Below are 25,273 nucleotides of genomic sequence, written 5' to 3' on the forward strand. Positions count from 1 at the left end.
TGCCATGCTGCGACGTCAGGCTCTGACTTTAGGTAGTTTGCTGCTGGGAGCAGTGACACTGGGCGGCTGGACGCTGTTCAAACAAAAGGACAAGAGCCCACTGCTGCTTTCGGCGCGGGACGATGGCGACGGCAAGCATTACGCCGTCGGTTATCGGCTGGACGGCACCCGGGTGTTCGCCACCCAGGTCGGGCAGCGTTGCCACGACATCATCAACCACCCGACGCTGCCGATTGCGCTGTTCGTCGCACGACGTCCGGGCACCGAAAGCTATCTGATCGACCTGCGCGACGGCGCGCTGCTGCAAACCGTGGCCTCGCTGCCCAACCGGCACTTCTACGGGCACGCGGTGATTCACAAGAGCGGCGACTGGCTGTACGCCACCGAAAACGACACCTCCGATCCGGGTCGCGGACTGTTGGGTGTGTATAAGTTCGAAGGTGAACGGCTGGTGCACAGCGGCGAGATTTCCACCCATGGCATCGGCCCCCATCAGGTGTCGTGGATGCCGGACGGCGAGACGTTGGTGGTGGCCAACGGCGGCATTCGCACCGAGGCTGAAAGCCGGGTCGAGATGAACCTCAACGCCATGGAGCCGAGCCTGGTATTGATGCAACGCGACGGTACCCTGCTGAGCAAGGAAACCCTCGCCCAGCCGATGAACAGCGTGCGTCACCTGGGGATCGCCAGCGATGGCACCATCGTCGCCGGCCAGCAATTCATGGGGCCGTCCCACGAGTCCTCAGAGTTGCTGGCGATCAAGCGTCCGGGCCAACCGTTCGTGGCGTTTGCGGTGCCTGAACATCAGTTGCAGGCGATGGGGCATTACACCGCCAGCGTGGCGGTCCACAGTGACTTGCGATTGGTCGCGTTGACTGCGCCGCGCGGCAACCGCTTTTTCATCTGGGACCTGGACAGCGGTGAAGTGCGCCTGGATGCGCCGCTTCCCGATTGCGCCGGGGTTGGCGCCGTGGCTGACGGGTTTGTCGTGACCTCGGGTCAGGGCCGCTGCCGGTATTACGATTGCCGTCAGACAACGCTGGTTGCAAAACCATTGGAGCTTCCGGCGGGGCTTTGGGATAACCACCTTCACCTCATCTGAGCCCGTTTCCTGTGGCGAGGGAGCTTGCTCCCGCTGGGCTGCGAAGCGGCCCCAAAATGGGACTGCTGCGCAGTCCAGCGGGAGCAAGCTCCCTCGCCACAGGTTATTCATCGTTCGTTAGTCCCCTTGAGTGACAGGCGCTCGAAGGCCTCGCCTGTAATTTCTTCCAGTTGGAATCACCCTGCGACTCAGATAATGTGCCCCACTGTCTCACCTGATTTTCTCCAAGGAAGTGGAAATATGCTGCGTCGCCGCATGCTGATCATGTTGGGTGTTGTTCTGCTGATCGTGCTGATCCTGGCCGGTTATAAAGCCTTCTCCATCTACACGATGATTCAAGGCTTTTCCGCGCCGAAACCGCCGATCAGTGTCGCCGCGACCACTGCCGTGGAACGTCCGTGGCAAGCTCGCCTGCCAAGCGTCGGCACCCTCAAGGCGCTGCAAGGCGTGGACCTGAGCCTGGAGACCGACGGCACCGTCATCGATTTGCAGTTCGAGTCAGGCCAGAAGGTCAAGGCCGGCCAACCGCTGCTTCTGCTTGATAGCGTGGTAGAAACCGCCCTGCTCGAAACCGCTCAAGCCGACCTGGGGTTGGCGCAGCTCGATTACGGTCGCGGCAGCCAATTGGTGGGCAGCCAGGCCATTTCCAAAGGCGAGTTTGACCGGCTCTCGGCGATATTGAAAAAGAGCCGGGCCACGGTGAATCAGCTCAAGGCGGCGCTGGCCAAAAAACGCTTGCTCGCACCGTTCAGCGGGACCATCGGTATTCGTCAGGTGGACATCGGTGACTATCTCGCCAGCGGCACCATGATCGCCACCCTGCAAGACCTCAGTAGCCTCTACGTCGACTTTTTCGTGCCCGAGCAGTCGGTGCCGAAGATCGGCGTCGGCCAGTCGGTGCAGATCATTGTCTCGGCCTACCCGACACAGACCTTCCCCGGCACCATCAGCGCGATCAACCCGAAAGTCGAAAACAGCACCCGCAATGTTCAGGTCCGCGCGACCTTGGCCAACCCCGACGGCAATCTGCTGCCGGGCATGTACGCCAGCCTGCAGGTGATGCTGCCCGACCCGCAGCCGCGCATCGTCGTGCCGCAAAGCGCGATCACGTACACGCTGTACGGCAACTCGCTCTACGTCGTCGCGCAGAAAAAAGCCGAAGACGGCAGCCTCGAAAAAGACGACAAGGGCCAGCCGATCCTGATCGCCGAACGGCGTTTCATCGAAACCGGCGAGCGCCGCGACGGGCTGGTGGTGATTACCAAAGGCTTGCAGAACGGCGAAAAAGTGGTCACGGCCGGTCAGATCAAACTGGACAACGGCGCACACATTGCCATCAGCGACGACAAGACCCTGACCGATAAGAACAGTCAGCCACGTACTGACTGATCAAGGAATCCTCATGGCTTTTACCGATCCGTTCATCCGCCGCCCGGTGCTCGCCACCGTGGTCAGCCTGTTGATTGTGCTGCTGGGCTTCCAGGCCTGGAGCAAGCTGCCGCTGCGCCAATACCCGCAAATGGAAAACGCCCTGATCACGGTCACCACGGCGTACCCCGGGGCCAACGCCGAAACCATCCAGGGCTACATCACCCAACCGATGCAGCAAAGCCTGGCCAGCGCCGAGGGCATCGACTACATGACCTCGGTCAGTCGCCAGAACTTCTCGGTGATCTCGATCTACGCGCGCATCGGCTCCAACAGCGACCGCCTGTTCACCGAGCTGCTGGCCAAGGCCAACGAGGTGAAGAACCGGCTGCCTCAGGACGCCGAAGACCCGGTGCTGAGCAAGGAAGCCGCCGACGCCTCGGCCCTCATGTACATCAGTTTCTTCAGCAAGGAGCTGAGCAACCCGCAGATTACCGATTACCTGTCGCGGGTCATCCAGCCAAAACTGGCGACCCTGCCGGGCATGGCCGAAGCCGAGATTCTCGGCAACCAGGTGTTCGCCATGCGCCTGTGGCTGGACCCGGTAAAGCTGGCCGGTTTCGGCCTGGCCGCCAGCGACGTGACCAACGCGGTGCGCCAGTACAACTTCCTCTCTGCGGCCGGTGAAGTGAAAGGCGAGTACGTCGTCACCAGCATCAATGCCAACACCGAACTCAAGTCCGCTGAAGCGTTCGCTGCGATTCCGCTCAAGGTCGAGGGTGACAGCCGGGTGCTGCTCAGCGATGTGGCGCGGGTTGAGATGGGCGCGGAAAACTACGACTCGATCAGTTCGTTCGGTGGCACTCCTTCGGTGTACATCGGCATCAAGGCCACGCCGGGCGCCAACCCGCTGGACGTGATCAAGGAAGTGCGCAAGATCATGCCGGAGCTGGAAGCCCAGTTGCCGCCGAACCTCAAGGGGGAAATCGCCTACGACGCCACGCTGTTCATCCAGGCCTCAATCGATGAAGTGGTGAAAACCCTCTTCGAAGCCGTGCTGATCGTGATCGTGGTGGTGTTTCTGTTTCTCGGGGCGCTGCGTTCGGTGGTGATCCCGGTGGTCACCATTCCGCTGTCGATGATCGGCGTGATGTTCTTCATGCAGATGATGGGCTACTCGATCAACCTGCTGACACTGCTGGCGATGGTGCTGGCGATCGGGCTGGTGGTGGATGATGCCATTGTGGTGGTGGAGAACATTCACCGACACATCGAGGAAGGCAAGAAGCCGCTGGATGCGGCCATCGAAGGTGCCCGGGAAATCGCCATGCCGGTGGTTTCGATGACCATCACCCTGGCGGCAGTGTATGCGCCCATCGGTTTTCTGACCGGGCTCACGGGGGCGCTGTTCAAGGAGTTCGCCCTGACGCTGGCCGGTGCGGTGGTGATTTCCGGCGTGGTCGCGTTGACCCTGTCGCCGATGATGTGTGCCTTGCTCCTGCGCCACGACGAAAATCCCAGCGGCCTCGCGCACCGCCTGGACCTGATTTTTGAAGGCCTCAAGCGCCGATACCAAAGCATGCTCCACGGCACCCTCAACACCCGGCCGGTGGTCCTGGTGTTTGCGGTGATTGTGCTGTGCCTGATTCCGGTGCTGCTCAAGTTCACCAAGTCGGAACTGGCGCCCGACGAAGATCAGGGCATCATTTTCATGCTGGCCAACGCCCCGCAACCGGCCAACCTCGATTACCTGAACACTTACACTGACGAATTCATCACGATCTTCAAGGAGTTTCCCGAGTACTACTCTTCGTTCCAGATCAATGGATTCAACGGCGTGCAATCGGGGATTGGCGGTTTCCTGCTCAAACCGTGGAACGAGCGCGACCGCACGCAGATGGCCATCCTGCCCGAGGTCCAGCGCAAACTGGAGGGCATTGCCGGACTGCAGGTCTTCGGCTTCAACCTGCCCTCGTTGCCCGGCACGGGTGAAGGGTTGCCGTTTCAGTTCGTCATCAACACGGCCAACGATTACGAAGCGCTGCTGCAAGTGATGGACCGGGTGAAAAAACGGGCGATGGAGTCCGGCAAGTTCGCCTTTGTCGATGTCGACCTGGCCTTCGACAAACCCGAAGTCGTCGTGGACATCGATCGCGCCAAGGCCGCGCAGATGGGCGTGTCCATGCAGGACCTGGGCGGAACACTGGCCACATTGCTGGGACAGGCGGAAATCAACCGTTTCACCATTGAGGGTCGTAGCTACAAGGTCATCGCTCAGGTCGAACGACCGTTCCGCGACAACCCGGACTGGTTGAACAACTACTACGTGAAAAACAACCAAGGCCAACTGCTGGCCCTGTCGACCCTGATCACCGTCAGCGATCGGGCGCGTCCACGGCAGTTGAACCAGTTCCAGCAGCTCAACTCGGCCATCCTGTCAGGTGTGCCGCTGGTCAGCATGGGTGAAGCCATCGATGTCGTGCGCCAGATTACGCTGGAAGAAGCGCCGGCCGGTTTTGCCATGGATTACGCCGGCGCCTCGCGCCAATATGTCCAGGAAGGCAGCGCGCTGTGGGTGACCTTCGCCCTGGCGCTGGCGATCATTTTCCTGGTCCTCGCGGCCCAGTTCGAGAGCTTCCGTGACCCGCTGGTGATTCTGGTGACAGTGCCGCTGTCGATCTGTGGCGCGTTGATTCCACTGTTCCTGGGTTGGTCGAGCATGAACATTTATACCCAAGTGGGCCTGGTGACCTTGATCGGCCTGATCACCAAGCACGGGATCCTGATCGTCGAGTTCGCCAACCAGCTGCGCAGAGAGAAAGGCCTGACACCTCGCGAAGCTGTGGAAGAAGCTGCTGCAATCCGGCTGCGCCCGGTGTTGATGACCACGGCGGCGATGGTATTCGGCATGGTGCCATTGATCATCGCCACGGGCGCGGGCGCGGTCAGCCGGTTTGATATCGGCATGGTGATCGCAACCGGAATGTCGATCGGGACGTTATTTACGCTGTTCGTGTTGCCGTGCATCTACACCCTGCTGGCCAAACCCGACGCAAAAGAACACTCATAATCCATTTGGGAGCGAGCCTGCTCGCGATGGCGGTGTGTCAGGCACCTCAATGTTGACTATGCCGCCGTCATCGCGAGCAGGCTCCATCCCACCTTGGGCCATGCACGGCTTGAAATTCGGCACAAAAAAAGGCCTCGCATTGGCGAGGCCTTTTATTTTGGCTTCAATCTGTTCAACTCTGCGGCCTCATTCCTTGAGAAAGTCCGAACATGAACAGCAATAAATCATGATCGGGTTGAGATGCCACAGATGCCTTGGCAACCCGTGGCAACGGACAATGCGCGTCACCGTTCACTGAACTGAGAACTTGCGTGCGGGGCTGCTCCCACGCCGCCACCGCCAATGAAGCAACTGCCAAGGCTCCTATCAGAAACACACCTCGTGCAATTTCTAGTTTCATTGCTATAAACCTTTGATAGCGCTGCCAAACGCCGTCTCATAAAAGTAGACGAGTTTGCGCCAGTCCGCCGTGCTGAACGACGAGTGGCGACGAAGCTGCTTCATGTCGTGAGCCGCCGCCCGATAGGCGGTCAAGCGCTGCCGGCATTTCTCCAGGTCGATCAAGGCGATTTCGACCTTGGCCGACTCGCCTTCACCGGTCACCCGCACGAAAACGTGCTTGATATAGATGCAGCTGTGCTGCCAACGGCCCTTGTGCATGCGGGCCAGGTTTTCGGCCAGGTCCTTCAAGACTCGGTCATGCACCGCCTCGCCGTGACGCTCGCGACCGCCGCCGGCGTACCAGTGTTCGATTTCCTCGAAGCCGTCCAGCGACTTGGTCACCAGCAATGCGCGCCATTTGTGCACGGGGTCGCGCTGTGCGCCGCAGAAAACGATTTCCGGAACTCCCACCCCAAGCGCGCGCAGGCCAATGAGCGCATCACGCTCGCGCAACACGGTCGGACGACCGAAGGGGTGCAACCAGCTGCGATAGATATGCCCGGTCTGTCGCTTGGCGTAGAGCAGCTGACCATCGTTGCCCATGACCCGCTGCACGCCACTTTCTCCACCGCGACGGACGTTGGGTTCTTCTACCCATTCACCGCGCTGATTCCAGAAATAGTCGAAGCGGTCCTGAGAGGCGACGTCCGTCTCTGCTGCACATTGCACTGCCATCCTGTTACCTCTTGCGTAATACGTAAACTCGCCACATGGCATAGAGCGGTAAAAAGTCCAATCGTTCCTGAATACGGAACCCCGCTTGTTCAAACTCTTTTTCGACCGTGGCCGCCGGTAACACAAACCGGTTTTGGTAACCTTCCTGCCCACGCCGTTTCTCTGAGCGCTTGCGTTTCCAGGCCTTGAAATTGCCGTCCACCCACAACGAAAGGATCACGCTGTCACGCGTGACTCGTTCAAATTCGCGCAGAATGGCCAGTCGATGCTCGGCTTCACCGATGTGATGCAGCAAACGCATGCAGAAAATGCTGTCGACAGCGTTGTCGGGCAAAGCAATGTCGAATGCGGAAGTGTGCAAGGGTTGTACCCGTTTCACCACGTCAGCCGGTTGCGCCTGGGTTGCAATCTTCAACATTGACTCGGAGTTGTCGGCCCCGATGATCGCTCGATTGGCTTTCTCCGCCAGCATTGGCCAAAAACGCCCTGCCCCGCACGGCAAATCGAGGACCAGCCCTGGCTCACCGACCAGCTTCAGCGCCTTTCGCGCCAACTGCACGTCACGCCAGTGGGATAGCTTACGACCAAGACCATCCTGGTGCTTCTGCAAATACCTTTGAGCGTGTTGATCGTCGTACTTCTCGGAAAAATCGAGTTTGATCGGGCCGTCCATCATTAAGGTCTCCTGAACTTCTGATGACGCCCACCTTAGGTAGCGTAGTGTCGGTGTCAGGTCATACCTTTGTGAAAAAATTGTTAAGGAAATGTTGAATCATTACAAGATTTTTCAAGTTGACCACCATGGCTCGGAGCCCCGACTGCTCAAGCAACCGCTAGCTTTGGCTCAATTGCACCTGAAAACGACAGCCATTAGGTTCCATATTGGTCAAGCTGACGCTCCAGCCCTGGTTCTCGCAAATCCGCTGCACCAGCGACAACCCCAGTCCCAGGCCCTCGCCGCGCTTTTCACTGCCGCGCACGAAAGGTTCGAACATTGCCTCGCGTTTTTCCTCGGGAATGCCCACACCGCTGTCCTCGACCGTGAAACCTGTGGCCGTGAGGGTCAAACGGATGAACCCGCGCTCGGTGTAATGCAGCGCGTTACGCAACAGGTTGCCCATGACGGCGTGCAAGAGGGTTGCGTTGTAACAGGTGTCCAGTGGATTACCCGGTTCGAAGATCAGGCTCAGCCCCTTGGCTTCAATCGGCTCGCGCCACTGGTTGAGCAGCCCGTCGGCGACCTGGCTCAACGTCTGCTGCGGCGACATGCTCGCGTCTTCTCGCTGGGCCCGGGCCAACATCAGGAACGTTTGCACCAGCTCGCGCATCTCGGCGCACGCGCGGGCAATTCGCTCGACCTGGGCATGGCCGCGCTGGTCGATACCGGGGTTTTCCAACAGCAGCTCACAGGAACTGGCAAGTACCATCAAAGGCGTGCGCAGTTCGTGGCTGACGTCACTGGTAAACAATCGCTCACGGGTCAATGCCTGGCGCAGCCGACCAAGGGTGGCGTCGAAGGCAACCGCCAGCTCGCCCACTTCGTCAGCGGCATAATCCGGTGCCAGGGGTGGCGCCAGCCCCAGCAATTGATCGCGGTGACGCACCTGGCGGGCGAGTCGCACCACCGGCGCCATCACTTTGCGCGCCAGGACCCAACCGAGAAAGACTGCCAGCGCCAGGCTCAGTACGAAGCCCACCAGCACCACGGCAAACAGCACTCGCTCACGTTCTTCGAAATCGCTTTGATCCTGCAGCAGTACGTAACGCCGGCCATCGACCACTTCAACCATCGCGTGATACGACAGCTGCTCGCGAAAGACCTCGTGGAAACCGGGCTCCAGATGCCGTAAATCCTTGGGCAACTCGAAGTCCCCCGGCCCACCACTGAAATAGAACATCTGGTCCGGCTCGGGGCGATGGCTCCAGTCAGAGACGCTGTCCATCAGCAGGAGCCGTTGAAGATCGCCACCCAGCCCGGCTGAAATCAGCTTTTCTTCCACCAGGTGCACGGTCGCCACAATGCCCATGGCGAAGGCGCCTGCCACCAATGCACTCATCAGCGCAAAGGCGATGATGATCCGTTGAGCGAGGCTCTGCTTAAACTCCATCGCGACTCTCGGCCAAGCGATAACCCACACCGTGCACGGTTTGCAGCAAGGGCTTGGCGAAGGGCTTGTCGATCACCTGGCGCAGTTGATGGACGTGGCTGCGCAGGCTGTCGCTGTCCGGGCAGTCATCACCCCAGAGGGCTTCTTCGAGAATTTCGCGGCGCAGAACATGCGGGCTTTTCTGCATCAGCACCGCCAGCAACTTGAGGCCGACCGGGTTGAGCTTGAGCAGGCGACCTTCGCGGGTCACCTCCAGGGTATCGAGGTCGTAGCTCAGATCACCCACCTGCAAGGCGCGTCGACCGCCACCCTGGGCACGGCGCATGACCGCTTCGATGCGTGCAGCCAGTTCGGACAGGGCGAAGGGTTTGATCAGGTAGTCATCGGCACCGGACTTGAAGCCTTGCAGCCGGTCATCCAGCTGATCGCGCGCGGTGAGCATGATCACCGGCGTGTCGCGGCGGGCGTCTTCGCGCAGGCGTTTGCACAGCGTATAGCCGTCAATGCCGGGCAACATGATGTCGAGCACGATCAAGTCATAGTGCTCGGTGGCCGCCAGGTGCAGGCCTGACAAACCGTCCTGCGCGCAATCCACGGTGTAGCCTTTGAGCCCCAGGTAATCGGCCAGATTGGCCAGGATATCGCGGTTGTCTTCAACCAATAGAATTCGCATGGGCACCTCCTCCGCACACAGTAACGGCCGTCATGGCCCGCGCAGCTTAAGGCCAAGTGTGGCTCAGGGCTAGGACTGCGTGCAGTTGTCAATCCGATAGAAAAACCGATGAAGGCTTAACAAGTTTTTCACTATCGATTCACACGCCAATGACAGCGCCGGGCTCAGACTCCGCGCGGATGCGCACTTCATACCCCTTCACCGACCAAGGAACTGCCATGGCTTCGACCGCTGCCCGCCCCGCTTCCAGACCGCTCAACTTTTGGGTGTGTCTGGGTGTGCCCGCTATCACAGCGATCAGTTTGGTGCTGCTTGAGCTGACGTCTCTGGACATGAACCTGGCCAAACTGTTCTACGACCCGGTCGCCGGGGAATTCATCGGACGCCACAGTTACTTCCTTGAAGACATCCTGCATGACCGAGCCAAGCAATTGGTCATCGCCTTTTCGGTGTTTGCGATCATCGGTTTTATCGGCTCGTTTTTCATCGCCAGGCTCAAGCCGTTCAAACGCGAACTGGGTTGCCTGGTGATGTCGCTGGCGCTGGCGACCTCGTTCGTGACCCCAGTGAAAGCGGTGACGGCCGTGCAATGCCCGTGGAGCCTCGAGCAATTTGGCGGCCACGAAACCTACAGCGAACTGCTCAGCCCGCGTCCGCAAACCGACAAGCCTGGGCGTTGCTGGCCTGGGGGTCATGCGGCGACGGGGTTTACCTTGTTCGCGCTGTTTTTTGTGTTGCGTGACCGTCGCCCGCGTCTGGCGCGCCAGGCCTTTGTGTTTGCGTTTGCACTGGGGACGGTGTTTTCCGTGAGCCGGATGATGCAGGGGGCGCACTTCTTTTCGCATAACGTGTGGACGGCGATTTTCTGCTGGCTGATCTGTCTGGGGTCTTACTACTACATCCTGTATCGAACGGCGTCCAAGGCTGAGAAAGCGTCCGAAGCACAACCGGTTAGCGTATGAACTGACGCCTTCGCGGGCAAGCCTCGCTCCTACAGGGATTTCGCTGGAACTGTAGGAGCGAGGCTTGCCCGCGAAGAGCCCCTTAAAAACCACACAACTTTATGCCGGGCAATAAAAAACCCCGCCGGTTCATCACCGGCGGGGTTTTCATGTACGGGGTAAGGCTGGCTTACATCATGCCGCCCATGCCGCCCATACCGCCCATGTCTGGCATGCCGCCACCCGCTGGGCCGTCTTCCTTGATCTCGGCGATCATGGCTTCGGTAGTGATCATCAGGCTGGCAATCGACGAAGCCGCTTGCAGAGCCGAACGAGTCACTTTAGCCGGGTCCAGGATACCCATTTCGATCATGTCGCCGTATTCGCCGGTCGCAGCGTTGTAACCGTAGTTACCCGAACCTTGCTTGACCTTGTCGACCACAACGCTTGGCTCGTCGCCGGAGTTGGCAACGATCTGGCGCAGTGGCGCTTCTACAGCGCGACGCAGCAACTGGATGCCAACGTTCTGGTCATCGTTGTCGCCTTTGAGCTCGGAGATTGCCTGCAGAGCGCGAACCAGTGCCACGCCGCCGCCAGGTACCACGCCTTCTTCAACGGCTGCACGGGTAGCGTGCAGGGCGTCTTCAACGCGGGCTTTCTTCTCTTTCATTTCAACTTCGGAACCAGCGCCAACCTTGATCACTGCAACGCCGCCGGACAGCTTGGCCAGACGCTCTTGCAGTTTTTCACGGTCGTAGTCGGACGAAGTGTCAGCCACTTGCTGACGGATCTGCAGTACGCGAGCCTGGATGTCAGCTTCAACGCCGGCGCCGTCGATCACGGTGGTGTTTTCTTTGGACAGGATCACGCGCTTGGCATTACCCAGGTGTTCCAGGGTAGTGCTTTCCAGGCTCAGGCCGATCTCTTCGGAGATAACGGTACCGCCAGTCAAAACAGCGATGTCCTGCAGCATGGCCTTGCGACGGTCGCCGAAGCCTGGAGCCTTGACGGCTGCGACTTTGACGATGCCACGCATGTTGTTTACAACCAGAGTCGCCAGGGCTTCGCCTTCAACGTCTTCGGCCACGATCAGCAGTGGACGGCCGGCTTTGGCAACGGCTTCCAGGACTGGCAGCATTTCGCGGATGTTCGAGATCTTTTTGTCGACCAGCAGGATCAGCGGACCGTCCAGCTCGGCAGTCATGGTCTCTGGCTTGTTGACGAAGTACGGGGACAGGTAGCCACGGTCGAACTGCATGCCTTCAACAACCGACAGTTCGTTTTCCAGGCCCGAGCCTTCTTCAACGGTGATCACGCCTTCTTTACCGACTTTTTCCATGGCTTCGGCAATGATGTCGCCGATGGAGCTGTCGGAGTTGGCCGAGATGGTGCCGACCTGAGCGATGGCCTTGGTGTCAGCGCAAGGCTTGGACAGGGCTTTCAGCTCTTTGACGATAGCGATGGTCGCTTTGTCGATGCCGCGTTTCAGGTCCATCGGGTTCATGCCGGCAGCGACGGCTTTCAGGCCTTCGTTGACGATCGACTGAGCCAGAACGGTAGCGGTGGTGGTGCCGTCGCCTGCGTCATCGTTGGCACGGGAGGCAACGTCTTTGACCAGCTGCGCGCCCATGTTTTCGAAGCGATCTTTCAGCTCGATTTCTTTGGCAACGGACACGCCGTCCTTGGTGATGGTCGGAGCGCCGAAGCTCTTCTCGATGATCACGTTACGGCCTTTAGGGCCCAGGGTCGCTTTTACTGCGTCAGCCAGGACGTTGACACCGGCGAGCATTTTCTTGCGGGCGGAATCGCCGAATTTAACTTCTTTAGCAGCCATGATCGATATTCCTTAAATACTTTGTAGTAACGGGAAAATGAGCGGGGAATCAGCCTTCGACAACAGCGAGGATTTCGCTCTCGCCGATGACCAGCAGGTCTTCGCCGTCAACTTTCACAGTGTTGCTGCCGGAGTAAGGGCCGAACACAACCTTGTCACCCACTTTCACGGACAGCGCACGCACTTCACCGTTGTCCAGGACTTTGCCCGGGCCTACAGCGAGGACTTCGCCCTGGTTTGGCTTTTCAGCAGCCGAACCTGGCAGGACGATACCGCCAGCGGTTTTCTTTTCTTCTTCGCTGCGACGGACGACGACGCGGTCATGCAGAGGACGAAGCTTCATTGTCGATCTCTCCTAATTGTGGTTTTCATCGGCCGGTGTATTCCCGGCGGGTTTAACAAATCCGGCGGTGCCGGGTGCGGTTCGTCAAGCGAACCGCGGAAGTCTGTCTGGCGTGATCGCCAGAAACCTTGCGGTGACCGTTACATAAGGGCGCATAAGCTTATTACAAGGGCGGGGATCGAAATTTTTTTGCATCAAGGCCCCGAAAACGAACACGGCACCCGAAGGTGCCGTGCAGCTGAAACGCTTTACTTGGAATCGCGGTGTTCGAACTCGCCTTCGATTACGTTCGGCTCGCGGCCCAGCGGCTGCTGCGGAACAGGACCGCCACGTGGTTGAAGATCATCGGCAAACGCCCGCTGGCGGATCGCTGCCTCTTCAGCGCGCTGGCGCATTTTATTGGCCAGCAGTCGACGGGAGATCGGCAGCAGCATGATCAGACCCAGCACGTCCGTGACGAAGCCCGGCAGAATCAACAGACCGCCCGCCAGGGCCAGCATCAAGCCTTCAAGCATGGTCTGGGCCGGCAACTCGCCGCGGTTCAGGCTTTCACGCGCACGCAACGCAGTGGCCAGACCGGCGATGCGCAGCACGAACACGCCGAGCATCGAGCCGAGAATGATCAGCAGCAGGGCCGGGAAAAACCCGATGGCCCCGCTGACCTTGACGAATACGAACAGCTCCAACACCGGAAACAGTACAAAGAGCAATAAAAAAGGGCGCATCAAATGGTTCCTCAACGCAAGAATGCCTTGCCAGTCTTCCCTAGATGACGTCGCCGTTTCGTGAATTCAAGCGTCAGCCACTTCATTTTTCGGCCAATGCTCGGCGTGAGCCAGGAAAACCAAGGCTTCGCGCACTTGTGTCGGCGTATTACAAGTTGCCTGGAACGGCAGCCAGTACAGGGCCTGGCCAATGCGTAGGTGCATGCCTTCGCTGTCGATACCCGCCAGTTGCGCCGGCTCGGTTTTCGGCAGCCCCGCCAAATCGACGTAGTGGGCGATGGCTTTGGCGTGATCGGCGTTCATGTGCTCGACCATGCTCAGTTCGGCTTTGCCGGCGAACGGATTGGCCAGGGTCAGTTGGTCGACCCAGTGAATCGCACCGAAACCGCCGATGTAACGGTGACGCACAGGCTTGAGCACCCAGAAATCGAAATCGTGGGCCTTGTGGTAGCTCTGCGACTCCGGGAAATAGCGGTAGTAACGCTCGGCGGCCGCTTCGATCGCGGCCTCGTCTTGGAGCTTTTCTGCTTCGGCGAGATAAGTCAGGCGACCAACGGCTTGCACATCGTCGGCCTCACGTTCGCCCACAAAAAGCGAGCATTTCGGATCTTTCTGCAGGTTATGGGTGTGCTGGGCGATGCGGCTGATAAGGATCAGCGGCCGGCCCTGCTCGTCCAGGCAATACGGAACCACGGATCCAAATGGGAAACCGGGCATCGACTTGGAGTGCGTCGACAGCACCCCGCGGTATTCCTTGAGAAGCAATTCTCGGGCATTCTTGGCCGCTTCAACGCTCAATTTATGACTCCTTATATAGAATCCGTCGAAAAAACGGACAGGCGCCTGGGGATAAGTTCCAGTACGCCATCGGGGCAGTTCTCATGTGCAACCAGGCCACATCAGGTGCAGATCGAGAGGCCCTCTAGGAAGGAAACCACTCTGAACCTGCTATTGGGGCATGCGAATGCAACTCACTGACAAAGTAATCATTATCACTGGCGGTTGCCAGGGTTTAGGCCGTTCCATGGCCGAGTATTTCGCGGGTAAAGGCGCGAAGCTGGCGCTGGTGGACCTGAACCAGGAAAAGCTCGACGACACCGTCGCGGCGTGCAAAGCCAAGGGCGTAGAAGCTCGGGCTTACCTGTGCAACGTTGCCAACGAAGAGCAAGTGACGCATATGGTCGCCCAGGTGGCCGAAGATTTCGGCGCGATTCATGGATTGATCAACAACGCCGGCATCCTGCGCGACGGCCTGCTGCTGAAGGTCAAGGATGGCGAAATGACCAAGATGAGCCTGGCCCAATGGCAGGCGGTCATCGACGTCAACCTGACCGGCGTGTTCCTGTGCACCCGTGAAGTCGCGGCAAAAATGGTCGAGCTGAACAACAGCGGCGCGATCATCAATATCTCCTCGATCTCCCGCGCCGGCAACGTCGGCCAGACCAACTACTCCGCCGCCAAGGCTGGCGTGGCCGCGGCAACTGTGACCTGGGCCAAGGAACTGGCGCGTTATGGCATTCGCGTGGCTGGCATTGCACCGGGCTTTATCGAAACCGAGATGACGTTGGGCATGAAGCCTGAAGCGCTGGAGAAGATGACGGCCGGGATTCCGCTCAAGCGCATGGGCAAACCGGAAGAGATCGCCCATTCGGCGGCGTACATTTTCGAGAACGACTACTACACCGGCCGGATTCTGGAAATGGATGGCGGGCTGCGGATCTAAGGCCTCATAGATCAATGTGGGCGCTAGCCTGCTAGCGATTGAGCGGGTTCAGTCAACTTATTTGTTGAATGTGAATCCGCTATCGCTAGCAGGCTAGCTCCCACAGTTAGTTGTGTTTCAGGCCATCAATCGTCGCTGATGGTGATGTTCGGCATCGCCGGCGACACCGCTTCCTGCAACACAATCCGCGCGCCGACGTGGCGGGCGAGTTCCTGGTACACCAGGGCAATCGGGCTGTCAGGTTCGGCGATCACCGTTGGCTTGCCGCCATCGGCCTGTTCACGGATAGCCATTGCCAGCGGCAACGACGCCAGCAGTTCGACGCCATACTGGTTGGCCAGCTTCACCCCTCCGCCCTCACCAAACAGATGCTCGGCATGCCCGCAGTTGGAGCAGATGTGCACGGCCATGTTTTCCACCACACCGAGCACCGGGATGTTGACCTTGCGGAACATCTCCACGCCCTTGCGTGCGTCCAGCAATGCCAGATCTTGCGGCGTGGTAACGATCACCGCGCCAGCCACCGGGACTTTCTGCGCCAGAGTCAGCTGGATATCACCGGTGCCTGGTGGCATGTCGATGACCAGGTAATCCAGATCGCCCCAGGCGGTTTGCGTGACCAGTTGCAACAATGCGCCGGAAACCATCGGCCCACGCCAGACCATCGGCGTGTTGTCGTCGGTCAGGAACGCCATCGACATCACTTCAACGCCATGGGATTCAATCGGCACGAACCATTTCTGATCCTTGACCTTCGGTCGGGTGCCTTCGGGGATGCCGAACATGATGCCCTGGCTCGGACCGTAGATGTCCGCGTCGAGAATCCCGACCTTGGCGCCTTCACGGGCCAGGGCCAGCGCGAGGTTGGCGGCGGTGGTGGACTTGCCCACGCCGCCCTTGCCGGACGCCACGGCGACCACGTTCTTGACGTTGGCCAGGCCCGGGATTTGCGCCTGGGCCTTGTGCGCGGCGATCACGCTGGTGATGTCAACGCGCGCGCTCGTCACGCCGTCGAGGCCTTCGATCGCCATTTGCAACATTTGCGACCAGCCACTCTTGAACAGACCGGCGGCGTAGCCCAGTTCCAGTTGCACGCTGACGCGATCGCCCTGGATGTCGATGCTGCGCACACACCCGGCGCTGACCGGGTCCTGGTTCAGATAAGGGTCGGTGTATTGGCGAAGGACGGCTTCCACCGCTGCGCGATTGACGGCGCTCATGGGCAACTCCGATAGCAAGACTGGAAAATCAGGGGGGTATCCTACGCCGGACATACATTTGTGGCGAGGGAGCTTGCTCCCGCTCGGCTGCGAAGCAGTCGCAATCAGGCAGACGCACTCCTTGCGCCGAAAACGGGTTGGAGGGTTTGGGGCGGCTTCGCCAGCCAGCGGGAGCAAGCTCCCTCGCCACAGAAGCATTTTCACGCTCATACTGCCGGTGCAAAGGTTTGGGCATTCGATGCAACCGGAAACAGGCTGACGGGGTGAAAAATATGCGCCAGCGCTTTATAGTGGCCGACCTCCGTTTCATCAAGTAGCCGAGCCCCATGTCCGAGCCACGCAAGATCCTCGTCACCAGCGCCCTGCCCTATGCCAATGGTTCGATCCATCTTGGCCACATGCTGGAATACATCCAGACCGATATGTGGGTGCGCTTCCAGAAGCACCGCGGCAACCAATGCATTTATGTCTGCGCCGACGACGCCCATGGTTCGGCCATCATGCTGCGCGCGGAAAAGGAAGGCATCACCCCGGAACAACTGATCGCCAACGTCCAGGCTGAACACAGCGCCGACTTTGCCGAGTTCCTGGTGGACTTCGACAACTTCCACTCCACTCACGCCGAAGAAAACCGTGAGCTGTCGAGCCAGATCTACCTGAAGCTGCGCGACGCCGGGCACATCGCCCAGCGCTCGATCACTCAGTACTTCGACCCGGAAAAGAAAATGTTCCTGGCCGACCGCTTCATCAAGGGCACCTGCCCGAAATGCGGCACTGAAGACCAGTACGGCGACAACTGCGAAAAATGCGGTGCAACCTACGCACCCACCGACCTGAAGGATCCGAAGTCGGCGATCTCTGGTGCCACTCCGGTGCTCAAGGATTCCCAGCACTTCTTCTTCAAGCTGCCGGACTTCCAGGAAATGCTGCAAGCCTGGACCCGCAGCGGCACCCTGCAAGAAGCCGTGGCGAACAAGATCGCCGAATGGCTGGATGCCGGCCTGCAACAATGGGACATCTCCCGCGATGCGCCGTACTTCGGCTTCGAGATCCCCGACGAGCCAGGCAAATACTTCTACGTCTGGCTGGACGCGCCGATCGGCTATATGGCCAGCTTCAAGAACCTGTGCGCCCGCCGTCCGGAACTGGATTTCGACGCGTTCTGGGGCAAGGACTCCACCGCCGAGCTGTACCACTTCATCGGCAAGGACATCGTCAACTTCCACGCTCTGTTCTGGCCAGCGATGCTCGAAGGCGCCGGTTTCCGCAAGCCGACCGGCATCAACGTGCACGGCTACCTGACCGTCAACGGTCAGAAAATGTCCAAGTCCCGCGGCACTTTTATCAAAGCCCGGACTTACCTGGACCACCTGTCGCCGGAATACCTGCGCTACTACTACGCGGCGAAGCTGAGCCGTGGCGTCGATGACCTGGACCTGAACCTCGAAGACTTCGTGCAGAAGGTCAACTCCGATCTGGTCGGCAAAGTCGTCAACATCGCCAGCCGTTGCGCCGGGTTTATCCACAAGGGCAACGGCGGTGTGCTGGTGGCCGGCAACGCCGCACCGGAACTGACCGAAGCGTTCCTGGCCGCAGCGCCAAGCATTGCCGAGGCCTACGAGGCGCGCGACTTCGCCCGTGCCATGCGCGAGATCATGGGCCTGGCCGACCGTGCCAACGCCTGGATCGCCGACAAGGCACCGTGGTCGCTGAACAAACAGGAAGGCAAGCAGGACGAAGTCCAGGCCATCTGCGCCCTGGGCGTGAACCTGTTCCGCCAACTGGTGATCTTCCTCAAACCGGTGCTGCCGCTGCTGGCCGCCGACGCCGAGGCGTTCCTCAACGTCGCGCCGCTGACCTGGAATGACCACGCGACCTTGCTCAGCAACCATCAACTGAACGAGTTCAAGCCGTTGATGACCCGTATCGACCCGGTAAAAGTCCAAGCCATGAGCGACGCCTCGAAAGAAGACCTGACCGCCAGCGCAACCGACACCGGCAATGCCGCGCCTGCCGGCAATGGCGAACTGGCCAAGGATCCGCTGTCGCCCGAAATCGATTTCGACGCCTTCGCCGCGATCGACCTGCGCGTTGCCTTGATCGTCAAGGCCGAACACGTGGAAGGTGCCGACAAGCTGCTGCGCCTGACCCTGGACATCGGTGACGAGCAACGCAACGTGTTCTCCGGGATCAAGAGCGCTTACCCGGATCCGTCCAAGCTCAATGGCCGTCTGACCATGATGATCGCCAACCTCAAGCCACGGAAAATGAAGTTCGGCATCTCCGAAGGCATGGTGATGGCAGCCGGCCCTGGTGGAGAAGAAATCTACCTGCTCAGCCCCGACAGCGGCGCCAAGCCGGGTCAGCGCATCAAGTAAGTTTCTGCGCTAAATCGATCCCACAGTCGTGCCTGGCGCGACTGTGGGATTTTCATATCAGGCCCCACCCTCCGTCCTTCCCGGATAATGCCTAAGCTTTTTAGAACGCTCTGTTAAAAAGCCCTCTTTCTACCGGCACAATCATGACCGAGATGCTGCTTACACTTATCAGCGCCGCCCTGATCAACAACCTCGTGTTGCACTGGCCGCTGGGCGTCGATCCGCTGCTGGGCAGCGAGCGCGATCAGGTTCATGCATTGGGTATTGCGACGACGTGTCTGATGCTGATGGTCGGCATACTGGGCTACCCGGCTTATCACTGGCTGCTGGTGCCGCTGGAACTGACTTCGCTGCGTCTTTTCGTGTTCCTGCCCTTGAGCGTATTGCTGATCGGCCCGCTGCTGAAAGCGCTTTCCCGGTTACTTCCAAAGCTTGCGTTTGATGGCCTCTGGCCGTTGCTGCTGGGCAACGCGGGTGTGCTGGGGCTGGCATTGCTCAACGCTCAGGACGACAAAGGATTCTTCCACGCCACCGCCCTGTGCCTCGGTGCAGGACTGGGGTTCTGGCTGGTGCTCAGCCTGTTCAGCGACTTGCGCCAGCGCACAATCGAAAATGATATTCCCCTGCCCTTTCGCGGCCTGCCGATCGAACTGATCGGCGCCGGACTGATCGCAGTGGCTTTTCTCGGATTCAGCGGGCTGATCAAAACATGAGTCTGATTCAACGCATCGACGCCCTCTTGCCGCAGACCCAATGCGGCAAGTGCGGCCACCCCGGATGCAAGCCTTACGCCGAAGGCATCGCCAGCGGCGAGCCGATCAACAAGTGCCCGCCAGGGGGCAGCGAAACCATCTCGGCGCTGGCCGAGTTGCTGCAAGTGCCGGTGCTGGAACTGGACGTCAGCCGCGGCTCGGCACCGGCGCAGATCGCTTACATCCGCGAAGCCGAATGCATCGGTTGCACCAAATGCATCCAGGCGTGTCCGGTGGATGCCATCGTCGGTGCTGCCAAATTGATGCACACGGTGATCATCGACGAATGCACCGGTTGCGACCTGTGTGTCGCGCCGTGCCCGGTGGATTGCATCGAAATGCGGCCACTGCCTTTGGCCACGGTGCTGCCGATTGTTGGTGGCCTGGCGTTCAGCCTTGAGGAACAACGGGCGCGCACCGCCAAACGCAATCATGCGCGGCGTCGCTTCGAACAGCGCAACGCCCGTTTGCGCCGCGAGGAAGAGCAGAAACTCGCCGAACGTCAGGCCCGCGCTCAACGCGCCACGCCGCAAAACGAAGTGCCGACGCTCGACCCGGTTCAGGCTGCGCTTGAGCGGGTGCGTGCGCAGAAAGCGGAAAACGCCGATGCGGCGTTGAAAAAAGCCAAGATCGACCTGGCGATGAGTCGTGCGCAACTGAACAAGTCGCTCAAGGCATTCGGGCATCCGCCGACCTTCGAGCAGCAGTCGCAATTGATCGTGCTGCAACAGCAATTCGAGATGGCAGAGCAAGCCTTGGCCAAGCTGGAAAGCAGCGCGCCGCCCATCCCCGCACCGGCACCCGCCGCGCCAGCGAAGGATGCCGAGCTGAAACGGGCGAAGATCCAGCTGGCCATGCGCCGCGCCGAACTCAACAAGGCGCGAACCGGCGAAGCCGCAGCTGAACAGATTGCAGCGCTGGAACGCGCTGTGATGGACGCCGAGCGTCAGGTGGATGCCTATGTCGCCCCTTGAATCGGTGGACGAACGCCTTCAGCAGGCCATGAAGCTGGTGTTGCTGGCCACGGTGCCGGGCATGCTGGCGTTGTTCTGGTTGTATGGCTGGGGCGTGTTGATCAACCTGATTTTGACGGCTGTTACCGCATTGGCGGTTGAAGCTGCGGTGCTGCACCTGCGCAAGCAATCGATCAAGCCAACGCTGAGCGACGGCAGCGCGCTCGTCAGCGCGACGTTGCTGGCCTTGGCCTTGCCGCCTTATTGCCCGTGGTGGCTGACGGTCAGTGCGGCGGCATTCGCCCTGCTCGGTAAACACCTTTATGGCGGGGTTGGCAAAAATCCGTTCAACCCGGCGATGCTTGGTTTTGCCCTGGTGCTGGTGACCTTTCCCCAACAGATGACCCTCTGGCCATCGGCCCACGGCATGAGTCTGCTCGGTGGCTTGCAACAGGTCTTCGGCTTCGGTCAGGCGCCAGATGCCTGGGCCCAGGCCACGGCGCTGGACAGCCTGCGAATCAACAAAAGCCTGACCATGGATGAACTCTTCGCGAGCAACCCGGCGTTCGGCCATTTCGGCGGACGTGGTGTGGAATGGGTCAACCTGGCCTTTCTCGCTGGCGGCGCGTTTCTTCTGCAACGGCGGGTGTTCACCTGGCACGCACCGGTCGGCATGCTTGCCAGTCTGTTCATCATCAGCCTGCTGTGCTGGAACGGTTCGGGCTCCGACTCCCATGGCTCGCCGCTGTTTCACCTGCTCACCGGCGCGACCATGCTGGGCGCGTTTTTTATTGCCACCGAGCCGGTGTCCGGCGCGAAGAGCCCCGGTGCCCGACTGTTGTTCGGTGCCGGCGTGGGAATACTTACTTACCTGATTCGTACCTGGGGCGGATACCCCGACGGTGTAGCGTTTGCCGTGTTGTTGATGAACCTTGGCGTCCCGGCGCTGGAGCGGTTAGTCGCGTCCAGGCAGGAGCAGATGGCCCCATGAACCGAGCGACGAGCGTTGTGATGCTGGTGTTGCTGGCCGGGTTGGGAATTGGCGTGACGTACGTCGTGCAGCACGTCAGCGAACCGCGCATCAGTGCGCAACAGCGCTTGATCGACAGCCGCAACCTGCTGGACCTGCTACCGCCAGACAGCTACGACAATCAGCCGTTGGACCAGCCACTCGCCCTTGAAAACATCCGGCTGTCCAACAGCACGCTGCTGGGCGGCTATTTGGCGACCAAGGCCAGCCAACCGAGCGCGGTGTTGCTTCGCAGCCAGACCTTGGGCTACGAGGGCTCCATCGAGCTGCTGATCGCCATCGGCGCCAACGGCAAGTTGCTGGGGGTCAAGACCCTCAAGCAATCGGAAACCCCTGCCCTGGGCGGCAAGATCGCCGACTGGCCCAATACCTGGCTTCAGGTGTTTACTGGCAAGTCGCGAAACGACCCCGGCGACACCGGCTGGGCCTTGAGAAAGGACCAGGGTCAATTCGATCAGATAGCGGGCGCGACCATTACTTCACGGGCGGTGATCAGCGCCGTTCATGACGCGTTGCGTTTCTTCGACGAACACCCGCAACAGCTAATCGGGAGCAGTGCGCATGAATAAGACATCGACACTGCGCAACTCTCTGATGCTTGCGCCTCTGATCGGCGCTACGCAGGCCTGGCCGACCGCTCTCGGCCTGTGGCTGATGTTCTTCGTAGTGATCAATGCATATGACCTCAGCATGGCCGCCTTGCGATCACGGCTGATCCCGTCCACCCGCTTGCTTGCCAGCATCCTGTTGGCCGCCACGTTGACCAGTTGCGCGGAACTGGCCGGGCAGGTCGGGTCACTTCAATGGCATCAGCACGCGGGGATCTATGCAGGATTGATCGCCTTGCAATGTGTGGTGCTGGAGCACAATGGTTTTTTCCAGGAACCGCGGCTTGATCGCCTGCGTTTGTGTGGCCTGTTTGGCTCGCTATTGGTGGGGCTAGGCCTGCTGCGCGAGGTTATCGGTAACGGCGGTCTGCACCTGGCCACGCTGGTCCCTGGCGGATTCATTCTCTTGGGACTGCTGATCGCCGCCTGGCAGGCCTGGCACCGACCGACTCCCTCACACTGACCGACTTCGAGGAAACGCACTGTCCATGAATGCCGCAAAACGTCTGGAAATTTTCCGCAGGTTTCACGAAGACAACCCGGAACCGAAGACCGAACTGGCCTATTCCTCGCCGTTCGAGTTGCTGATTGCAGTCATTCTGTCCGCCCAGTCGACCGATGTCGGTGTGAACAAAGCCACCGCCAGACTCTATCCGGTGGCCAACACGCCGGCGGCGATCTATGCCTTGGGCGTCGAAGGGCTGTCGGAATACATCAAGACCATCGGCCTGTTCAACAGCAAAGCGAAAAACGTGATCGAAACCTGTCGTTTGCTGGTTGAGCGCCATGGTGGCGAGGTTCCGCAAACCCGAGAGGAACTGGAGGCGCTGCCTGGCGTCGGCCGCAAGACCGCCAACGTGGTGCTCAATACCGCTTTCCGGCAACTGACTATGGCCGTGGATACCCACATTTTCCGAGTCAGCAACCGCACGGGCATTGCTCCGGGCAAAAACGTGGTCGAGGTGGAGATGAAGCTGATGAAGTTTGTCCCCAAGCAATACCTGCTCGATTCACACCATTGGCTGATCCTTCATGGACGCTACGTTTGCCTGGCCCGCAAGCCTCGTTGCGGGAGCTGCCGGATCGAAGACCTGTGCGAATACAAGCAAAAGACCTCGGACGATTGAGGCAGTATTAGTTTTATTGATTCATCGATTGAAAAAATCTTTTTTACCCGCCGGGAGTTTGTCGATATAAGGAGCGCCAAAGGCAGTCTTAGCCTGGAGTTAACCTTATGAGCACTGGCAAAGAGCAATTGGACGTAGAAGACGACTTCACACCTGTTGAGACCGATGACGCTGAACCGGTGGTTGAAGTGGCGAAGACCAACCTGAGCAAACGCCGCACCATTGACAATCTGCTGGAGGAGCGTCGACTGCAAAAGCAGTTGGCCGATTACGATTTTGACCTTTGACACCTGAAAGCCTCCCGAAACGGAGGCTTTTTACTGGGTGCTGCCCGCCCCCCGATGAACGCCCTTTCATCACGCCTCGTCAATCGCCAGTGCGCTCATACCAGTCCATTACGTTGAGCGAGTTCGATCAGATCAACCAATGAGCGAGCATTGAGCTTCAACAACAGGCGTGTCTTGTAAGTACTGACCGTTTTATTGCTGAGGAACATGCCATCGGCAATCTCCTTGTTTGTCTTTCCTCGAGCCAACTGTTGCAACACCATCATTTCGCGCCCGGATAGACGATCCACCATATCGGCTTCACTGGCATTCCCGAGACTGGAGCGAACGGTATGCAGCGCTTGATTCGGAAAGTAGCTGTAGCCCGAAAGCACGGCCTTTATCGCACTGAGCAATTCAGTGAGATCCTGTTGTTTGCAGACATACCCCGCGGCCCCCGACTGCATGCAACGCATGGAAAAATGTCCGGGGGCCTGAGAGGTCAGGATCAGCACTTTAAGAGGCATCGCTGTTGTGGTCAGACGCGCAATGACTTCCAGCCCGTCCAGCTTCGGTATCCCAATATCCAGAATGACAATATCCGGCATAAGTTCGCGGGCAAGTTGTAACGCATCCACACCGTTATCTGTTTCTGCAATGACTTCGTAGCCATGACGTTCCATCAGCATACGTACCGCAAGACGAATGACGGGGTGATCATCCACGATCAGCACTTTATTCATGGGCAAGTCCAATTTCGCTGTTCGAATTTTTAGAGCCCGCACAATAGCCTAGTCGTTTCATCCGTGGCATGCCGCCCCCCTCGGCCACCCGCAGCGAAAGACATTCCCTACAAACAAGCAGGACATGTCTTACAAAAATCAGACGAATACTGTGTGTCTTAAATTTTATCGCCCCGGCGGCACGGTGCTTTCAAAAGTGTTTTTGTATCGATTTACATCAGGAAATCAAAGAAACCAGAGGTTGACCGAAGGATCCGACAGACGCTGACGATTGAGCTACGCTAAAAAACAACCGATATTTTCAGGCGAACATTCACACTCGCTCGTTAAAAATCAAGACGTGACCACTAATCAACTTACAACAACCCTTACACCAGGCAACACTTCAGAAACAGCAATAAACGCCACACTTACCAAAACAACAATAACAAAAATACCCGACGCGCAAATAATACAGCTACTATGACTCCCGTTAACAAACCCACTAAAAGGACACCACCAAAACAGCAGACCGCCTTCCCGACTCCGACAACTTACCAACACCCGAAACCTCTCCATAAATTGATCGAGAACAGACAATCTTCCATGAGCAAACAACATGAACAAACTCAAAATAAGAATTTCCAACCCCATGACAATCATTGCAATATTTGCAACACTGTCTGAAACTTCGGCTGCTATCTCTCTTCCATTTCTCGACAATAAGGAACGAGAGATCTATATCTGGTTCCTTATCAGCTTTCCCTTTTATTTGCTCTTCCTATTCTTCGCCACACTCAACTTCAACTATCGATCGCTTTACGCGCCCTCTGATTTTGAGAAAGGCAAGCATTTCATCAAGGCCATGACCGATGCCGATCACGCGCAAGTCAATACACCCGAGCATTTGATTGAGCACCCCTTACGCTCATCGGTGTTGCTAAAGGATCTGCACATCGTCGATGCACGATGGATGAGCAACAAAATGGACTTCAACACTTTGATGGAAAAGATCCAGCAACCACAGGAAAACCCTGCGCGCGTGATCGTGTTCCTAACCTGTACTGATTCAGAGGCGTTACTGAAGGAAGGCGCACACAAGCATTCGAAACAAACAAAGAAACGCAACAGCACTACGTTCTGGGTTGCCTACAATTTGAGCTCACATGGCATGACGACGATGGCTTGAGCGCCAATAGCAGAAGACCGATTGC

Annotated in this window: 25 protein-coding genes; 14 read left to right on the forward strand and 11 right to left on the reverse strand. The window is 58.8% G+C overall.

Translation table 11 applies throughout. The features are described from left to right. Positions 1-4 precede the first annotated feature (4 nt). The 3 genes from HP062_RS13820 to HP062_RS13830 all read left to right on the forward strand — a co-directional run bounded on the left by HP062_RS13820 (position 5) and on the right by HP062_RS13830 (position 5,540). Positions 5-1,102 carry a DUF1513 domain-containing protein gene (locus HP062_RS13820; protein ID WP_169857913.1) on the forward strand — a complete coding sequence of 366 codons (1,098 nt, stop codon included), beginning with the start codon at positions 5-7 and terminating at the stop codon, positions 1,100-1,102. A gap of 240 nt (positions 1,103-1,342) precedes the next feature. Further along, a complete protein-coding gene (locus HP062_RS13825) occupies positions 1,343-2,491 on the forward strand; it encodes an efflux RND transporter periplasmic adaptor subunit (protein ID WP_010457626.1) in 1,149 nt (382 codons plus the stop codon). Positions 2,492-2,504: 13 nt separating this feature from the next. Next, a complete protein-coding gene (locus HP062_RS13830) occupies positions 2,505-5,540 on the forward strand; it encodes a multidrug efflux RND transporter permease subunit (RefSeq protein ID WP_010457628.1) in 3,036 nt (1,011 codons plus the stop codon). Between the two features lie 172 nt (positions 5,541-5,712). Here the strand turns inward: HP062_RS13830 and HP062_RS13835 are convergent, their stop codons facing one another. The 5 genes from HP062_RS13835 to colR all read right to left on the reverse strand — a co-directional run bounded on the left by HP062_RS13835 (position 5,713) and on the right by colR (position 9,437). Continuing rightward, the gene (locus HP062_RS13835) at positions 5,713-5,940 is read right to left on the reverse strand and encodes a hypothetical protein (protein WP_077749882.1); all 228 of its coding nucleotides are present in this window, start codon (positions 5,938-5,940) and stop codon (positions 5,713-5,715) included. Positions 5,941-5,942: 2 nt separating this feature from the next. Then, entirely contained in the window at positions 5,943-6,656 is a 714-nt protein-coding gene (locus HP062_RS13840) for a lipopolysaccharide kinase InaA family protein (RefSeq protein ID WP_077749883.1), read from the reverse strand. Positions 6,657-6,660: 4 nt separating this feature from the next. Then, complete coding sequence (locus tag HP062_RS13845; protein ID WP_077749907.1) at positions 6,661-7,329, reverse strand: class I SAM-dependent methyltransferase; 669 nt, start codon at positions 7,327-7,329, stop codon at positions 6,661-6,663. A gap of 160 nt (positions 7,330-7,489) precedes the next feature. After that, the gene (locus HP062_RS13850) at positions 7,490-8,764 is read right to left on the reverse strand and encodes a HAMP domain-containing sensor histidine kinase (RefSeq protein WP_102594587.1); all 1,275 of its coding nucleotides are present in this window, start codon (positions 8,762-8,764) and stop codon (positions 7,490-7,492) included. Further along, positions 8,754-9,437 carry a two-component system response regulator ColR gene (gene colR / locus HP062_RS13855; protein WP_010457636.1) on the reverse strand — a complete coding sequence of 228 codons (684 nt, stop codon included), beginning with the start codon at positions 9,435-9,437 and terminating at the stop codon, positions 8,754-8,756. The genes HP062_RS13850 and colR overlap by 11 nt, the downstream gene beginning before the upstream one ends. A 218-nt stretch (positions 9,438-9,655) precedes the next feature. Between colR and HP062_RS13860 the strand changes: the two genes are divergently transcribed. Continuing rightward, a complete protein-coding gene (locus tag HP062_RS13860) occupies positions 9,656-10,399 on the forward strand; it encodes a phosphatase PAP2 family protein (protein WP_172791547.1) in 744 nt (247 codons plus the stop codon). 169 nt (positions 10,400-10,568) lie between these two features. Here HP062_RS13860 and groL read toward each other — a convergent pair whose 3' ends face one another. From groL to HP062_RS13880, 4 genes are all read right to left on the reverse strand, one after another. Then, the gene (groL, locus tag HP062_RS13865) at positions 10,569-12,212 is read right to left on the reverse strand and encodes a chaperonin GroEL (protein ID WP_008155543.1); all 1,644 of its coding nucleotides are present in this window, start codon (positions 12,210-12,212) and stop codon (positions 10,569-10,571) included. 49 nt (positions 12,213-12,261) lie between these two features. Continuing rightward, positions 12,262-12,555, reverse strand: a complete 294-nt coding sequence (locus tag HP062_RS13870) for a co-chaperone GroES (RefSeq protein WP_007948593.1) — start codon at positions 12,553-12,555, stop codon at positions 12,262-12,264. 248 nt (positions 12,556-12,803) lie between these two features. Continuing rightward, the gene (locus HP062_RS13875; RefSeq protein ID WP_172791548.1) at positions 12,804-13,280 is read right to left on the reverse strand and encodes an FxsA family protein; all 477 of its coding nucleotides are present in this window, start codon (positions 13,278-13,280) and stop codon (positions 12,804-12,806) included. 66 nt (positions 13,281-13,346) lie between these two features. After that, a complete protein-coding gene (locus HP062_RS13880; RefSeq protein WP_172791549.1) occupies positions 13,347-14,078 on the reverse strand; it encodes a HugZ family protein in 732 nt (243 codons plus the stop codon). A 166-nt stretch (positions 14,079-14,244) separates the two neighbouring features. On the opposite strand from HP062_RS13880, the gene HP062_RS13885 reads away from it, so the two are divergent. Continuing rightward, the gene (locus HP062_RS13885) at positions 14,245-15,003 is read left to right on the forward strand and encodes an SDR family oxidoreductase (RefSeq protein WP_077749886.1); all 759 of its coding nucleotides are present in this window, start codon (positions 14,245-14,247) and stop codon (positions 15,001-15,003) included. Positions 15,004-15,128: 125 nt separating this feature from the next. On the opposite strand, the gene apbC is transcribed toward HP062_RS13885, so the two are convergent. Next, positions 15,129-16,223, reverse strand: a complete 1,095-nt coding sequence (gene apbC, locus HP062_RS13890; protein ID WP_010457651.1) for an iron-sulfur cluster carrier protein ApbC — start codon at positions 16,221-16,223, stop codon at positions 15,129-15,131. 326 nt (positions 16,224-16,549) lie between these two features. On the opposite strand from apbC, the gene metG reads away from it, so the two are divergent. The 8 genes from metG (at position 16,550) to HP062_RS13930 (ending at position 23,358) form a co-directional block, all read left to right on the forward strand. Continuing rightward, a complete protein-coding gene (gene metG, locus HP062_RS13895; protein ID WP_010457653.1) occupies positions 16,550-18,601 on the forward strand; it encodes a methionine--tRNA ligase in 2,052 nt (683 codons plus the stop codon). A 143-nt stretch (positions 18,602-18,744) separates the two neighbouring features. Further along, positions 18,745-19,314, forward strand: a complete 570-nt coding sequence (locus HP062_RS13900; RefSeq protein ID WP_010457655.1) for an electron transport complex protein RnfA — start codon at positions 18,745-18,747, stop codon at positions 19,312-19,314. Then, positions 19,311-20,327: an electron transport complex subunit RsxB gene (gene rsxB / locus HP062_RS13905; protein ID WP_172791550.1), complete on the forward strand. Its 1,017-nt coding sequence runs from the start codon at positions 19,311-19,313 to the stop codon at positions 20,325-20,327. The genes HP062_RS13900 and rsxB overlap by 4 nt, the downstream gene beginning before the upstream one ends. Then, positions 20,314-21,297: an RnfABCDGE type electron transport complex subunit D gene (locus HP062_RS13910; protein ID WP_154501512.1), complete on the forward strand. Its 984-nt coding sequence runs from the start codon at positions 20,314-20,316 to the stop codon at positions 21,295-21,297. Before rsxB ends, HP062_RS13910 begins: the two co-directional genes overlap by 14 nt. Beyond that, positions 21,294-21,905, forward strand: a complete 612-nt coding sequence (locus tag HP062_RS13915) for an RnfABCDGE type electron transport complex subunit G (RefSeq protein ID WP_172791551.1) — start codon at positions 21,294-21,296, stop codon at positions 21,903-21,905. Before HP062_RS13910 ends, HP062_RS13915 begins: the two co-directional genes overlap by 4 nt. After that, a complete protein-coding gene (locus tag HP062_RS13920; RefSeq protein WP_172791552.1) occupies positions 21,898-22,407 on the forward strand; it encodes an Rnf-Nqr domain containing protein in 510 nt (169 codons plus the stop codon). The genes HP062_RS13915 and HP062_RS13920 overlap by 8 nt, the downstream gene beginning before the upstream one ends. A gap of 25 nt (positions 22,408-22,432) precedes the next feature. Further along, positions 22,433-23,071 (forward strand): endonuclease III, encoded by a 639-nt coding sequence (gene nth, locus HP062_RS13925; protein ID WP_083375850.1) that lies wholly within the window; start codon positions 22,433-22,435, stop codon positions 23,069-23,071. A 107-nt stretch (positions 23,072-23,178) separates the two neighbouring features. Then, entirely contained in the window at positions 23,179-23,358 is a 180-nt protein-coding gene (locus HP062_RS13930; protein ID WP_010457665.1) for a PA3496 family putative envelope integrity protein, read from the forward strand. A gap of 95 nt (positions 23,359-23,453) precedes the next feature. Here HP062_RS13930 and HP062_RS13935 read toward each other — a convergent pair whose 3' ends face one another. Further along, on the reverse strand, positions 23,454-24,080 hold the full coding sequence (locus HP062_RS13935) for a response regulator transcription factor (RefSeq protein WP_010457667.1): 627 nt from the start codon (positions 24,078-24,080) through the stop codon (positions 23,454-23,456). A 598-nt stretch (positions 24,081-24,678) separates the two neighbouring features. Between HP062_RS13935 and HP062_RS13940 the strand changes: the two genes are divergently transcribed. Beyond that, positions 24,679-25,248, forward strand: coding sequence for a hypothetical protein (locus tag HP062_RS13940; RefSeq protein ID WP_010457670.1), 570 nt, complete (start codon positions 24,679-24,681; stop codon positions 25,246-25,248). Positions 25,249-25,273: the final 25 nt, after the last annotated feature.

It is taken from the genome of Pseudomonas sp. B14-6, from assembly GCF_013260315.1.
In the GTDB taxonomy this organism is placed as follows: domain Bacteria; phylum Pseudomonadota; class Gammaproteobacteria; order Pseudomonadales; family Pseudomonadaceae; genus Aquipseudomonas; species Aquipseudomonas mandelii.